11 protein-coding genes and 1 pseudogene are annotated in these 13,594 nt (G+C 76.6%); 3 read left to right on the top strand and 9 right to left on the bottom strand.

What is annotated here, in order from left to right; translation table 11 throughout:
- Positions 1-446: 446 nt before the first annotated feature.
- The gene (locus tag IE271_RS14820) at positions 447-836 is read left to right on the top strand and encodes a luciferase domain-containing protein (protein ID WP_190190761.1); all 390 of its coding nucleotides are present in this window, start codon (positions 447-449) and stop codon (positions 834-836) included.
- Between the two features lie 28 nt (positions 837-864).
- On the opposite strand, the gene IE271_RS14815 is transcribed toward IE271_RS14820, so the two are convergent.
- The 4 genes from IE271_RS14815 to IE271_RS14800 all read right to left on the bottom strand — a co-directional run bounded on the left by IE271_RS14815 (position 865) and on the right by IE271_RS14800 (position 4,400).
- On the bottom strand, positions 865-1,692 hold the full coding sequence (locus tag IE271_RS14815; RefSeq protein ID WP_229919345.1) for a L,D-transpeptidase: 828 nt from the start codon (positions 1,690-1,692) through the stop codon (positions 865-867).
- On the bottom strand, positions 1,682-2,191 hold the full coding sequence (locus IE271_RS14810; protein ID WP_190190760.1) for a SigE family RNA polymerase sigma factor: 510 nt from the start codon (positions 2,189-2,191) through the stop codon (positions 1,682-1,684). The genes IE271_RS14815 and IE271_RS14810 overlap by 11 nt, the downstream gene beginning before the upstream one ends.
- Before the next feature lie 195 nt (positions 2,192-2,386).
- Positions 2,387-2,665 carry a TIGR03943 family putative permease subunit gene (locus tag IE271_RS14805; protein ID WP_190190759.1) on the bottom strand — a complete coding sequence of 93 codons (279 nt, stop codon included), beginning with the start codon at positions 2,663-2,665 and terminating at the stop codon, positions 2,387-2,389.
- Between the two features lie 391 nt (positions 2,666-3,056).
- Positions 3,057-4,400 carry a helix-turn-helix domain-containing protein gene (locus IE271_RS14800; protein ID WP_190190758.1) on the bottom strand — a complete coding sequence of 448 codons (1,344 nt, stop codon included), beginning with the start codon at positions 4,398-4,400 and terminating at the stop codon, positions 3,057-3,059.
- Positions 4,401-4,605: 205 nt separating this feature from the next.
- Between IE271_RS14800 and IE271_RS14795 the strand changes: the two genes are divergently transcribed.
- The gene (locus IE271_RS14795; RefSeq protein ID WP_190190757.1) at positions 4,606-4,785 is read left to right on the top strand and encodes a hypothetical protein; all 180 of its coding nucleotides are present in this window, start codon (positions 4,606-4,608) and stop codon (positions 4,783-4,785) included.
- Positions 4,786-4,865: 80 nt separating this feature from the next.
- Here the strand turns inward: IE271_RS14795 and IE271_RS14790 are convergent, their stop codons facing one another.
- From IE271_RS14790 to IE271_RS14770, 5 genes are all read right to left on the bottom strand, one after another.
- Positions 4,866-6,329 carry an extracellular solute-binding protein gene (locus IE271_RS14790; RefSeq protein WP_190190756.1) on the bottom strand — a complete coding sequence of 488 codons (1,464 nt, stop codon included), beginning with the start codon at positions 6,327-6,329 and terminating at the stop codon, positions 4,866-4,868.
- Between the two features lie 5 nt (positions 6,330-6,334).
- Positions 6,335-9,043 carry a VWA domain-containing protein gene (locus IE271_RS14785; protein ID WP_190190755.1) on the bottom strand — a complete coding sequence of 903 codons (2,709 nt, stop codon included), beginning with the start codon at positions 9,041-9,043 and terminating at the stop codon, positions 6,335-6,337.
- Between the two features lie 4 nt (positions 9,044-9,047).
- A complete protein-coding gene (locus IE271_RS14780) occupies positions 9,048-9,368 on the bottom strand; it encodes a hypothetical protein (protein WP_229919344.1) in 321 nt (106 codons plus the stop codon).
- Positions 9,369-9,585: 217 nt separating this feature from the next.
- Entirely contained in the window at positions 9,586-11,352 is a 1,767-nt protein-coding gene (locus IE271_RS42010; protein WP_229919343.1) for a collagen-like domain-containing protein, read from the bottom strand.
- A 271-nt stretch (positions 11,353-11,623) separates the two neighbouring features.
- Entirely contained in the window at positions 11,624-12,874 is a 1,251-nt protein-coding gene (locus IE271_RS14770) for a PP2C family protein-serine/threonine phosphatase (RefSeq protein WP_190190865.1), read from the bottom strand.
- A 267-nt stretch (positions 12,875-13,141) separates the two neighbouring features.
- On the opposite strand from IE271_RS14770, the pseudogene IE271_RS14765 reads away from it, so the two are divergent.
- Positions 13,142-13,594, top strand: a pseudogene (locus IE271_RS14765) (hypothetical protein); the annotation flags it as partial.

Genomic DNA, 13,594 nt, shown 5'->3' with positions numbered 1-13,594 from the left:
ATCCCCATCAAGGCACACAAGCAGCCATACCATCAGTTTTCGAACGAATTGGCCTGCGGGCGCACGCCGGAAACGAGCCGGAAACCGGGACGGCCGGCACCCCTCGGACGCGGACCGCCCAGCCGTCACGGGGCCCGGGGCACCGCGCGGACGGCGGCGGACCCGGTGCGGGCACGCTGACCCATCGGCCTGACGTCCCTGGTCCGGGGCGTCCCGCCCGCGCGCCCCCGGTGCGGCGCGGATGCCGTACGGGCCCCGCCGCGTCCACCGCTCCCGCCGGCGCGTCCGGCCGCCCGCCGGGCGGCGACGGCGCGCCCCGCGCCCCGCGGCCGGGCGACACCGGGGCGCGTGGTGCGCCCCGGCGCGGAGGGGCCGCGGAGGACGGGGGAGAAGTGACGGGTGGACAGGGCTGGTCCTCCAGGTGAAGCGTGCGCGAGGATGTGGTTATGACCGCGGCTCATCGCGCCATGGCTCTGCTGGAGACATGGCCGAACCTGGTAAGTGGCCCGTCCCGGTGCGCCGTTGGGCACGCCTTCGCATCGGCCGGACACGACATCGTCCATTTCCATTCCGACGACGCCGCCGACCTCAACCTCACGCGCACGGCCGTCGAGCGCCTGCGCCCCCAGCTCCAGCACAACAGCGCCATACGCGCCCACCCCGGCGCGGACTGGATCACCGTCCTGCTGGACTGCGACGCGGACGTGCAGCTGCTGCTCGGGCTGGTGAGCGTGGCGCTCAAGGAGCACGGGGCGGTGCCGCCGGGTGTCCCGGCGCCGTGCGACTGGGAGCAGCCACGGGAGACGGTGGCCGCAGGAGGACGCCGCAGGGGCTGAGGACGGCGGACGGCCGCCGCCGGACACGTCAGGGGCTCTCGGGGCCCGGACTCCCCGGAGCCGGGGACGCGGGCGCGCTCCCGGCGTCCGCGCTCCGTCCCGCGTCCGGGGCGGAGCCCTCGACCTCGACGGCCGCGCCGGGGGCCAGCCGCTGGTAGAGCCACTTGGCGTCCCGCGTGCGCAGGCCGATCCAGCCGCCCGTGCGGTCCCGGGCACCGGGCGCCTTCTCGTCGTGGGTGAGGGCCAGGATGTAGCCGGTGCGGTCGCCGGGGGCCCGCAGCTCTATCACCCAGGGGGCCTTGAGGCCGTGCGTCCCGCTCCCGGTCCGCGTCCCGGGCACCACGGTGATCTCGTACTTGGCGATCACGGTCATCCGGCCCGTGGGCGTGGGCGTGCGTTCCGCGCCGGAGGAGATGGGCAGCGTACGGCCGGCGACGGTCAGGACGCGGCGGGCGAGGTCCACGCGCGCGACCGGCACCCCCCGCCCGGCCGCCGGGGACGACGGGGTCGCCGAGGTGCTCGCCGCCGGGCGGTCCGCGGCCGTGTGCCCGTGCTGTCCGTGTCCGTGCCGCCCGTCCGGGGCGCCGGTGAACGCCAGGGTGAGCGCGAGGGCGAGGGCCGCCGCGCCGGTCGCGCCCGAGGCCGCCGCGGTGGCGCGGCGGCGGCACCCGCGCCGCACCGCGCGGCCGCGGATCTCCGCGCCGGACACCGGCGCCGGCGTCTCGTGGGCCGCGGCCAACTCACGTAACAGGGACGAGAGTTCCGAGCCGTTCTCGACGCCCCCCGCGGTCCCGCCGCTTCCGCCGTCCGCCGTCCCGCCCTTCCCCGGCCCCCCGGGCACAGGCTCACCGGACACGCCCGTCCTCCCTCTCGCCCAGCCCGTCGGTCTCGCCGAGCCGCCGGGCCAGCGCCGCCCGGCCGCGGGACAACCGGGCCTTGACCGTGCCCACGGGCGCACCGGTCTCGGAGGCTACCTGTTCGATGGTCAAGTCGCACAGATGGTGCAGAACGATGGCCATCCGCTGGGTCTCGGGCAGCGTGCGCAGCGCGGCCACGAGCGCCGTGCGGTCGGGACCGGGACCCGGCACGTGGTCCTGCGGAGGGTCCCGGCGCACCAGTTCCAGCCAGCGCCGGGCGCGCCGCCAGCGGCTGACGGCCAGCCGCATCGCGACGGTGCGTATCCACGCCTCGGGCGACCCGTCGGCGAGGAAGTCCCGCCGGTGGTCCCAGGCGCGTACGAACGCCTCCTGGACGACGTCCTGCGCCTCGCCGTGATCCCCGGTGAAGGCGTAGAGCTGGCCGGTCAGCCGCGGGAACGCGGCGGCGTAGAACGCGTCGAACTCTTCCTCGTCCATGCCCCCCGCCGGTGTCTGCGAAGTCCCGTGCGATGCGGCCGAGTCCGCCGTGCGTACAGGTCCCGTACGTGGCGTACATCGAAGCACAACACAAGAAGCACACGGTGAACACCCTTGTCTTCAGCCACGGATCAGGAGGCCGGAGCAGACGCCCCGGAGAACTTCCGCCCTCCGTAAGCGAGTTCCGTGGGCGGACTACCGCTTCTCGTAAGGGTCCGTGGGCTCCTCCGTCGCGCCGGCCTCCGTCGCGTCCAGGACCGGGACGGCCGACTCCGTGCCCGGGGTGCCCGTGGGGTGCCAGGTGCCGGTCACCGTCACCCAGGTGTCGGCCGCCGGGGCGCCGGCCCCCCGCACCTCGACCTTCAGCGCCCGGGCGTCGGCGGCGCAGCAGGAGACCAGGAGGCGGGCGACGTGCCAGGTGCCGCCGTCGCTCCGGGTGACGAAGCCCGTCAGGCGCAGGGTGCGGCCCGCCATGGACGCCCCGGTGTCCCACCCGGCGCGGGAGGCGAACTCGCCGAGCGTCGGGTCGACGGGGCCGCCGGCCGGTGGGGACGCTCGCGGCCACGGCCACCAGCCAGGCCGCGGACGAGAAGCGGAGCGCGAAGGCGCGGTCGCGCCCACCACCAGGAGGCCGCCTGCGCGCAGGAAGTCGTGCCGCAGCGCGGCCGGGAGGCCGCGCCGGCCCGTGCCCGCCGCTCCGCCGCCGGGCGTACGCCGCCGGGTCAGCCGCTCCTCGCGGCCGGAGCGGGGGCCGGACCGCTCGGAGCGGTGTCCGGGCCTGTCGGAGCGAGGACCGAGCCGGTCGGAGCGGGGGCTGGGCCGCCCGGAGCGGTGTCCGGGCCGGTCGGAGCGGGGATGCGGCCGGTCAGAGCGGGGGCTGGGCCGGGGCCGGGCCCAGGGTCGTCGTGCCGGGGGCCGTGCGGTGGCCGAGGCCCGTGCGGTACGCGTCGAGGGCCGCCTCCACCCGCCCGGTGCGCCGCAGCAGGTCGCCGAGGAGGCGGCACAGGTCGGCCAGGTCGCCGGCCGCGCCCGCCCGCTCCAGCAGGCTCAGCGCCCGTACGTAGTGCTCCTCCGCCCTGTCCGTGTCGCGGGCGTCCTCCGCGATGATGCCGAGCAGCCGGTGCGCGGCGCCGGAGTGGATCGCGCCGCGCTCGGAGGACAGGTCGCCCAGCACGTCGTGGAGCAGGGCCGCCGCCTCGTCGGACTTGCCGCGGCGGTGCAGCACGTCGGCCAGCTCCACCGCGACCTGGCTGGTGTAGAGGGCGGCCCGCTTGGCCGAGAGCATCTCCTGCGCCTCGCGCAGCTCGCTCTCCGCGCGCTCCAGCTCGCCGTTCTGGGCGTACAGGTAGCCGCGCATCCAGTGGCAGTGGGCCAGCTCGGTGCGGATCTGGAGCTGGCGGTAGAGCTCGGCCGCCTTGGCCAGCGACGCGTCGGCGTCCGCGATCCGCCCCTCGGCGATCATCGTGCGGGCCACCGAGCGGTGCATGCGCGCCACCAGCGCCGGCTCCCGCACCTGCGGGGCGAGCGCCAGCGCGAACTCGGCGGCCTGCGCGGCCCGCGCGTGCGCGCCCATGTCCATGTACGGCGCTATCACGGCCGTGTAGAGGAGCAGCAGGGCGTCGGGGTCGTGCATCCCGGTGCGGTTCAGCTCGTCGAGCGCGGACTCCAGCAGGTAGCAGGCGTAGCGCAGTTCGCCCGCCAGGTAGTGGGAGACGGCCCGGCCGCGCAGCGCGGGCACCCGGGCCGGCAGCGGCTCGTCCGCGAGCCGCTTCTCCGCCTCCTCGAACCGCAGCCGCCCGGCCGCCAGGTTCCCGGACTCCAGCGCGCACTCGCCGAGGCCGAGCAGCGCGGCCGCCGCCTCCGCGTCCAGACCGTGCTCCTCGGCCTCGGCGAGCAGCTGCGCGTACTGCTCGGCGGCCACCTCGGCCTCGCCGGTGGCGAGCGTGCGCTGCGCGTCCGTGAGGCGCAGCCGCAGATCGGTGGCGAGGCGGGCGGGGCGTCCGGTGGCCAGCTCGTCGTACGCGACGCCGAGCCGCCCGGCGATGTGCCGCAGCGCCTCCTCGGAGGGACGGACGCGGCCGGCCTCCAGCGTCGACACGTACGCGGGGGTGTAGGCGGGCTCCGCCAACTGCCTCTGCGTCAGACCGCGTTCGGTCCGCAGGCGCTGCACCCTGCGCCCGATGGTCTCCTGGTCGTCACGGTCCGGCATGGCTTAAGCATGCCATTAAGGTGACTTACCATCAGGCGGAAACCCAACTCGGCCGCCTGTCGATGCAGTTGACGGCCGACAGATCCGGCCGCGGCGGCGATTCGGAGACCCCGAACCCCTTGCCGTGCCGTCCGGCACCCCTTACGTTAAACGCCACATTAAGCTCATTTAACCGACGATTCGATTCAGCTGAGGCGAGGCCGCCGTGCTCCGACGCATTACCGCGCGCTACTCCAGATGTCTCACCGCGGCCGTCATCGCCGTCGTCGCGCTGATCGCCGCGGCCTACGCGGTCCCCGCGGAGGCGGTCGACGGGCCGGCCACCGGGCGGGTCACCGGGCCGGGCTCCGCCCCCGGCTCCGTCGTCACCACGACGGCGCGCTGACGGGACGCGCGGGACGACGGCCCCGGGGGCCGGGCCCGTGCGGGCTCCGGCTCAGCCGCCCGGCGCGCCCGGCATCCGTCTCAGTCCCCCAGCACCCGCCGCAGCGCCTCGTCCAGCCGGGCCGCCAGCTCGGCGTCGGTCGGCGGGGTGCTGCCGAAGAGGGGGCCCAGCGTGGTCGTGAAGGTCTGGGTGAAGGCGCCGTACTGCGGGGTGCGGGGACGCTGCACGGCGTCCCGGAGCGCGGGCAGGAGCACGTCGCGGGCGTACGCCGGACGGCCCCGGCCGTCGCGCGGCATCCGGTCGGCGCGCTCGCCGGACGCCGGGGCGGCGGGCGGGGAGCCGGACGAGGACGCGCCCGGTGAGACCGTCGCGCCGGGGGACCCGGTGGCGCCGTTCGAGGTGGCCGTCCCGCAGGTGAGGTCGTCGTCCGTGTACGCCGACGTGCGCGTGGCCGCGAACCCGGCGTCCAGCAGGCAGCGCTCGCTCTCCCTGCCCGTGAGGAACCCGATCAGGTCCCGGGCCGCGTCGCTCTGCGCGGAGGCCCGGGTCACCGCCAGGTTCTGCCCGCCGAGGACCGCCCTGCCGGGCAGCGGCGCCACTCCGACCTGGTCCTCCGTCAGCGACTGGTGCAGGCTGCGGTAGACGTACGGCCAGTGGCGCAGGAACGCCGTCCTGCCGTCCGCGAAGTCCGCCACCGACTCCGCCTCGTCCGAGCGGAACGCCGCGGACAGCGTGTACGCGGTGTCCGTGCGCCTGCGCAGCTCGGCGACGCCCGCCTCCAGGGTCCGCTCGGTGCCGGTGTAACGGCCCTCCCCGTCGGTGAACGGGCCGCCGCCCGGGACGGAGGCGAACGCCTCGACGGCGTTGACCGTACGGCCCTCGTACTCGTCGAGCTGCGTCGTCCAGCTCTCCTCGTACGCCTCGGGCAGCCGGTCGGAGGCGTCGGCGAGGCTGTTCCTGAGCTCCCGCACGGTCCGCCAGTCGGTGTCGGGGCCGAACGGGTCGGTGTCGTCGACGCCCGCCTTCCTCAGGTAGTCGCGGCGGTAGTAGAGCAGGCCGACGTCGCTGTTGAAGGGGACGGCGTACAGCTCGCCGTCCCAGCGGGCCGTGCGCGCCACCGACGGGACGACGTCGTCGTCCACCAGGTCACCGGGCAGCGGGCGGATCAGCCCGGCGGCGGCGAACTCGGGCACCCAGGTGACGTCGAGGTTCACGACGTCGTACCGTGCGCTGCCGGACTGCAGCGCGCCGAGCAGCTGGCTGCGCTGCTCGTCGGCGGAGCCCGGCAGCTCCACCAGGCGGGCCCAGCGGCCGGTCCCCTCACGCTGCTGCTCGGCGTTCCAGGCGTCGATGAGCTGCTTGCGGATGCCCGCCTCGCCGGTCACGTCGCGGCCGCTGGCGAGCACGACCTCGCCGGAGCCGCCGGAGCCGGTGGGCCGGGCGGGGCCCTCCAGCCGGCCGTCGGTGCAGGCCGCGGCGACGAGCGCCAGCAGCAGGACGACCAGCGGCACGGCACCGTGCCGAAGACCGCGGGGGCGGCTCATGGGCGTCACTCCCTCCCCGTCCCGGTGCGGGACACCTCGTCGCGCAGGCCCGCCACCAGGTCGTCCCCGGTGTCCAGGCACCGGCCGCCGCTCGCCTCGGCGAGGCGGGCGTCCGGCTCGCCGCGGTCGCACGTGCCGCCTTCCAGGATCGCCGTCACCACCGGGACCTGGCCCTCCCGCGCCGCGTCGAGCAGGTCCGTCAGCCGCGCGCCCCGCAGGCGGTCGTCGTCCTCGTCGTCCGTGACGAGGACGATCAGCTGCGGCCTGGGGTCCTCCGCGCCGCGCCGCGCCATCTCGCCGAGCGCCGCCTTCAGCGCCGTGTAGGGGTCCGCCTCGGCGTCGTGCACCCGGGCGTGGCGGTCGAGGGTCCGCTCGGCCTCCTCGCGCGTGTGCCGGCCCATGGACAGCAGCACGCTGTGCGCGTGGTCGCCGCCGGGCTGGTCGGCCACCGCCCACACGCCGTACTCGTCCCGGCCGCCGAGGCCGCCGAGCGACTGCGCGACGATGCCGGGCCCGCCGCCCGGCCCCTCCCAGAGATCGCCCATCGAGCCGGAGCTGTCCAGCAGGAACAGCACCCGGCCGGGCCCGTCGGCGTCCCGGTAGGCGGCCAGGGACGACTCCATGGCGGTGCCGGGCACGGCGCCGGCGAGCGCCCCCGGCACACGCAGGGTCCCCTCGCCCGTGCCCGGGTCCTCGGCGTCCTCCTCGTCGTCCAGAGGCGCGTGGTCGCCGCGCGGACCGCGGAAGCCGTCCTCGCCGAACACCGCGAGTCCCCGGTCCTTCGTGGTCAGCCACTTCTCGAACCGGCGCACGGCGTCGTCCCGCGCCGGCCCGTCGCGGTCGCCCTCCTCCCAGCGGACGCGGACGAACACCGGGTCGAGACCCGGCACGTCCTGCGGGTACTCCGCCATCCGCTGGGTGCGGGTCGCCGCGGCGCAGCCGACGCCGCTGCGCATCAGGAACTCGGGGACGAGGACGGCCGTGCGCTTGTCCGCCGCGTCGTCGCCGGGCAGCGCGCACAGCAGGTCGGCGCCGGTCGGGTCGGGCGGCCCCGACCGCTCCAGGACCCGCTCGGCCTCGGCGGCCTCCCCGGCGGTCACCGTGCGGTCCGCCGCGGTGGCGTCGCGCCCGCCCGCGCCGTAGAGGCCGACGGCCGCCAGCAGCGCGGAGTCCGTGGACTCCGGGTCGGCGCGCCGCACCTCGCCCCCTTTCCCGCGCAGCTTCGCCAGCAGCTCGGCCAGGGGACGGCCGGTCCGCTCCCGCGTCGCCTCCAGTGCCATGGCCTGCGGCACGGCCAGCACCGTCGGCGAGTACGCGAACGGCGTGGCGTCGCCTTCGAGCGTCACGAAGGCCCCGCCGACCCCGTCCGGCTCCGCCCGGGACACGCTCGACGAGGAGGCCGGTATCCAGATGTCGGGCTGCGGGCCGACGTCCCGCTGCGGGTTGACGTCGTCGCCGGTGCTGGGCGGCTCCTGCCACTGGTCGGACTGCTCGCGCAGGGCGGTGACCGCGTCGGCGGCCCGGGCGCTGTAGACGGTGATGCCGCTGCGCCGGCAGCCGTCGCCGGTGAGGTTCGCCGCCGAGGTCAGGTACGTGTCCGTGGCCCTGCGGACGGTGGGCTCCAGCTCCGGGTCGGTGAGCAGGCGCAGCTCCAGGGGTGGGGCGCAGGTGGTGCGGGGGCCGGTGACCAGTGCGTACGTGAGGAGACCGGTCCCGGTGAGCAGCAGGACGGTGAGGACGGCCACGGCGAGGCGGCCGTGTCGGCGGAGCCCGGCCGAAAGACTCCGCAGCCGCCCCTGGAGAGGGGGGTACGGGAGCGCCCTGGACCGGCGCAGCACCCCGGCGAGCGCCGCGCGGACGCGGTCCCGGAGGGACGGCACGGGCACGGGCGGCTCAGGCGCGGACGGCTCGGGCCTCGGGGACGGGGAAGACGAGGGTACGGGGCCCGCCCCGACCACGGCGAGGCGTACGTCCTTCCCCGACGTGCCCACCCGGTACTGCGGCGTCCACGGCTCGTCGCGCAGGGTGAGGGCGCCGCGCCGCGGCATGTCCTCGCGCAGGGCCTCGGCCAGCGTCGCGAACGTGACCTCGCCCGAGTCGTCGACGCCCTCCGTGAGGAAGGACACCAGCCGCCGGGTGAACGGCGTGGGCGTGTCCGGATCGCCCGCGTCGACACGGCTGTTGGCCTGCACGCCCATGAGGACCGACACGAACCGCTTGTCCGCGTCGGAGAAGCCGTCCCACACCTGTGCCGCGTTGCCCGCGTTGCAGCAGTCGAGGATCACCACCACGTGCCGGGCCCGGGCGGTGGCCAGCACGGTGAGCACGCTGCTCCACGCGCAGGCGCCCTGGAAGACGGCGGTGGCGCCCGGCACCGTCTTGGCGTTGCGCATCTGGAGCCACAGCTCGTCGCCCGCGCTGGGCAGCGCCCCGTGCCCGGCGAAGTAGAGCAGCAGCAGCCCTCCGGCCTCCGCCACCGCCCCGTCCAGCGCCTGGTGGAACTCGTCGACGCCGCGCGGCCTGCACTGCACGACCTCGTCCTCGCGGAACACCCTGCCCCGGATCAGTGCCTCGGTGAGGTGCGTGAGGTTGTGCTCGACGGCCGGGATGTCGCCCGGCACGCCGTGCGGGTCGTCGGGCGCCTTCGCGTCGTACACGGGCACGCCGACGAGCAGCGCCCGGTTCGCCCTGTCGCGCGGTTCGGTACGCGCCACGGGACTACCGCTCGTCGTCGCCCGGAGCGACCTCGGCCTCGGGCGGTTCCCCGCTCTCCACGGACCGGCGGTTGGCCCGCCACGCCGTCACGGCCCGCACGGTCTGGTCGAGCACCGCGTCGAACAGCCGGTTGGCCGCCCAGCCGGTCAGCAGCAGCACGATCTCCATGCCGGCACCCATCGGGGTGCCGCGCTCGTCGGCCGCGGCCCGCTCGTGGATCTGCAGCTCACCCCTGCGGGCCAGCTCCTCCAGACCGCTCTCCCGCTCCAGCCATTTCTTCAGCGCCCCGACGTCACTGTCATGCGCGTCCTCCGCGAGGCGCACACGAATCGTTCTCCGTCGAACGTCGTCCCCCTCAGCCATAACTCACCATCATGGCACTCGAGTTGCATATCGGACCCGTCCGCGCGGCGTCCTTGCGGATCCGTGACGATTCCGCCGTGCGGCGGCGCAAGGCCGTTTCCGGCCGGACTTCCCGGCTCCGGTCGGCACGGGTCGGCACCGGTCCGATGCGTTCGTCCCCGTGCGCCCGCGCGCGGGGTCAGGCGGGGGCGAGCAGGTGCTCCATGCGCTGCTGGACGTTGAGCAGCGCTCCGGCCCGGCGGCCGGGCACGCGGCGGCGCAGCTCCACCAGGTCCGTGCCGAGTTCACGGGCGCCGGCCGCGTCCCGCACGTGCGTCCACTGGTGGTGGGCGCGGTCGACGGCCGCCTCCACCCCGTACGTGTCCGGGGACTGGCCCGCGTCCAGCCGGGCGAGCGCCGTCTCCATCCACGCCCGGCAGCTGCGGGCGGCGTCCCCCGCGAACATCGCCAGGTCCGCGCGGACCTCCATCCAGTGGATCGCCTCGTCGGACCCGGCGCCGTGCTCGCGCAGCGCGGCGTGCTCCCGCCGGACGGCGAGTTCGAGGGCCTCCTCGTGCCGCCCCTCCCGTACGGCCGCGCTGATCGCGGCGTGCGCGTCCTCGTGGGCGCCGGGGGCGGAGGCGTCGCCGTCCTCGACTGACGCCCGCGCGGAGGACGGGGACGCCGGGGACGACGGGGCCGGGACACGGGGGGCTTCCGCCGGAGCCGGGGCGGCCTTGGCCCTGGCCCTGGCCCTGGCGGCGGACCCGGGGGCCAGGACGGAGAACACGTCGGCCGCGTCCTGCGCGTCGGGCCCGCCCTGTGCCCCGGACGCGTCCGGCGTGTCGGGCGCGTCCTGCGTGTCGGGCGCGGCCTGCGGAAAGGGTTCGGCCTGCAGGACGGAACCGACCCGCAGAACGGTGGCGGGCGCGTCGGGCGCGTCGGCCGCACGAGGCGCGCCGGGCGCCTCGGACACATCGGCCGCGGCGGACGCACCGGGCACTGCGGACGCGCCGGGCACTGCGGACGCGACGGACTCGGTGGCTGAGGCGTCCGTGCTCCGGGCGCCCCGCGGAACGCGGCCGCCGGAGGCGTCCCCTGCGGACCGCGCGCCGGGGACGCCCTGCGCGCCGTACTCGTCGCCGGCGCCCTGCGGGGCCCGCACATCGTGGACACCCTGCGGAGCCCACGCCCCGGGAACGCCCTGCGGGACCTGCGCTCCGTGGGCGCCCTGCGCGCCGTACGTGCCGGGGGCCACCGGGACGACCGGCATGTTCGGCGGGGCCGCCGGGTGCCAGCTGTCGAAGGACAGGACCATGTCCCGCGCCGGGGACTGCGGGTCCTCGGCCTGGAGGCGGGCCAGGACCTGCTGGTGCAGCTCCCGCACGGGCGGCCGGTGGCCGCTGCGCAGGATGGTCGCGAGGGCCTTCATGTAGGCGGGCTGCGCCTTCGCGCGGCGCGCCGGGGACGGCGCGATCCGGCCGTACAGCCGTACGCCGGGAGCCATCGTGAGCGGCTGCCCGGCCAGCTGCCGCCAGGCCGCCGCGTCGGCGTGCAGGTCCACGAAGAGCGTCGTGCCGCCGGGCTCGCGCAGCCGCACCTCCTGCTCGATCCAGTGCCACGGGAACCCCGTGTAGCGGACGGTCGACGGGGTCGTGCGGGCCAGGGCCAGGTGCGGCAGCCGCTGCTTGCGGTCGAGGCCGAGCTGTCCGGTGAGGAAGACCGTGAGCGGGCCGGGCGCCATGGCCGCCGCGCGCAGCCGGGTCAGGACGGCCTGCGGGTCCGTCGGGTCGGGCAGTTCCACGACGTTCGCCGTCGGCGTGCCGGACAGCACGGACGGCGCCACGGCCGCGAGCACCGTGAGCACGGACGTCGCGTCCACCGCGCGTCCCCTGCCGACCGGCGCAGCCGCCAGAAGCAGTACGGTTCCGGGCACGGCCGCTCTCCCCTCCCCTTCGATCACCACGCCAGCACCGTAACCGCTGCGGGTGCAAAGCCGCGACGGTGGAGGGGAAACAACAGGTCGACGAGGCATCCCGGCGGCGGTGGCGGGGAGTTCGGAACCGCCCGGGCACGGCCCGGGCACGGCTCCGGCGCGCTTCCGACGCCGTCGCGGACACGGCTCCGGTGCGGCTCCGACGCCGCTCCGGGCACGGTCCCGACGCGGTTCCGGGTCCGCGGAACGCGGCCCGCGGCCCGTGTGCGGCCGCCCCTCCGCGCCTCGCCCGCTCCCCCGCCTACGACGCCCCGCCGTCCCCCCGTCCGGCGGCCGGCCGCGCGGCGGTGCGGCGTACCGCGAAGAGGGTCGTGTCGTCGGCGAGCCGGCCGCCCGCGTGCCCCAGGACGGCGTCCCGGACCAGCCGGACCAGCGGGGCGGGGGCCACCGCCCGCGGATGCGCGGCGACGGCCGCGGCGAGGCGCTCGTGCAGCGGGAAGAAGTCGCCGCTCGCGTTCCGCGCCTCCGTCACCCCGTCCGTGAACAGCAGCAGCGTCTCGTCCTGCGCGAGGGACACGCGCTGCGGGCGCACCGGCGCCGCCCCGGCCACGAGGTCGCCCAGGCCGAGCGGCAGCCGCTCGCCGGGCGGCAGGGCGCGCACCCCGCGCGGGCCGGCCACCAGGGGCGGTTCGTGGCCGAAGGTGACGACGTCGACGTGCCCGCCGGGCGTCCCGGCGGGCGGGAACCCCACGAGCACCGCCGTCGCGAAGCGGTCCATCAGCCGGCCGGGCCGCGTCCCCGCGTCCGGCTCCCCCGCGAGGTCGGCGAGGTAGTGGCGGTGCCGGATCATGCGCTGCTCCAGGCGTTCGGCCACGGCCGCCAGGTCCGGCTCGTGGTGGCCCGCCTCGCGGAAGGTGCCCAGTACCGCCGCGGCCGCCTCGACCGCCCCGAGCCCCTTGCCCTGCACGTCCCCGAGCAGCACCCGGGTGCCGTACGGACTGGGCTGGATGTCGTAGAAGTCGCCGCCGACGTGGGCCTCGCTGTCGGCGGCCAGGTACACGCCCGCGTGGTCGAGCCCCGCCCAGGGGTCGGGCAGCGGCCGCAGCACGGTGCGGCGGGTGGTCTCGGCGACGTCCCGCATGTGCAGCATCCGCCGCTCGCCGCGCACGCGCACCGCGCAGGCCATGACCGCCAGGGCGCTGCCCGCGGCGACGAGGATGAAGTCGGGCAGGCCGGTCTGGTACTGGTGCGGCCACGCCCTGTCGACCTCGACGTAGGTGAGGAGGGACAGGGCGGCGAACACGGCGGTGCCGGCGACGCCGCAGATCGCGGCCGCGATCCCGGGGACGAGCACGATCCAGGAGATGATCCGGAACTCGCCGGAGGTGTTGCCGTCCAGGACCGCGATCGCGAGGAGCAGCAGCAGGGGCGGCAGCCAGGCGACGCTGCGGCCGCGCACGCGCAGCGGCCTCTGCCGCTCCGCCTCCCGGCCGTGGTCCCAGCGCGGGTCGCCGGTGCCCGCGGCACGCGGCTCCACACCGCGCGGCTCCATGCCGCGCGGGCCCTCGGCGCGCGTGCTCACCGCGCTCACCTCCCGGGGTCGGCCCCACCACCCCGCCGACCGAACCCGTTCAGCCAAGCACGCGGGGACGGCGCCCGCATCCCGGACCGGAGCTCCCGCGCGGCCGCCGCCCCTCCGGCCGCCCGCGCACGGGTCCCGTCCCCGTACGGACCGCCGGGCCCCCGTACGGGTCGTCGTACGGGCCCATCTGCAGTCAGGGGGCTCGCCGCCCGGGACCGTACGTCCTTACCTGGAGAGGTGTCGTCACAGCCCGCACCGCCGGCGTCCGCGGGACGGCGGTCCCTCCGTGCACGCGGCGCCCTCTCGGCGGCGCTCGTCGCGCTCGCCTGCCTGCTCGCGCCGCTCGGCACCCTCTCCGCCTGGGCGACGTACGAGGTGGGCGACGTCCGGCGGTACGTCGGGGCGATGAGGGCGCCGGCCGCGGAGCCGGGCGTGCGCCGGGCGGTGACGGACGCCGTCACCGAGGAGATCCTGACGGAGCTCGCCGCCGGACCGCCGGAGAACGCGGGCGCGGGCCCGCCGCCGGGCGCGGTCCGGGACCTCGTGCGGCGGACGGTGTGGTCCTTCACCGGCACCTCGGCGTTCCGGGAGGCGTGGGACACCGCGAACCGGACCACGCACGACGCGCTGATGAAGGGCCTGCGCGAGGACGGGGGCGAGGTCGCGGTCGACCTCGGCCCCGTCCTCGCG

Source organism: Streptomyces minutiscleroticus, from assembly GCF_014650875.1.
Lineage (GTDB): Bacteria > Actinomycetota > Actinomycetes > Streptomycetales > Streptomycetaceae > Streptomyces > Streptomyces minutiscleroticus.
This window is presented reverse-complemented; position numbering and strand designations above follow the sequence as displayed.

Excerpts from the sequence above, each read along its gene's own strand:
- IE271_RS14800 (WP_190190758.1), bottom strand. The coding sequence starts at position 4,400 with ATGCCGGACCGTGACGACCAGGAGACCATCGGGCGCAGGGTGCAGCGC.
- IE271_RS14770 (WP_190190865.1), bottom strand. The coding sequence starts at position 12,874 with ATGGAGCCGCGCGGTGTGGAGCCGCGTGCCGCGGGCACCGGCGACCCG.
- IE271_RS14810 (WP_190190760.1), bottom strand. The coding sequence starts at position 2,191 with ATGGACGAGGAAGAGTTCGACGCGTTCTACGCCGCCGCGTTCCCGCGG.
- IE271_RS14820 (WP_190190761.1), top strand. The coding sequence starts at position 447 with ATGACCGCGGCTCATCGCGCCATGGCTCTGCTGGAGACATGGCCGAAC.
- IE271_RS14805 (WP_190190759.1), bottom strand. The coding sequence starts at position 2,665 with ATGGCGGGCCGCACCCTGCGCCTGACGGGCTTCGTCACCCGGAGCGAC.
- IE271_RS14790 (WP_190190756.1), bottom strand. The coding sequence starts at position 6,329 with ATGAGCCGCCCCCGCGGTCTTCGGCACGGTGCCGTGCCGCTGGTCGTC.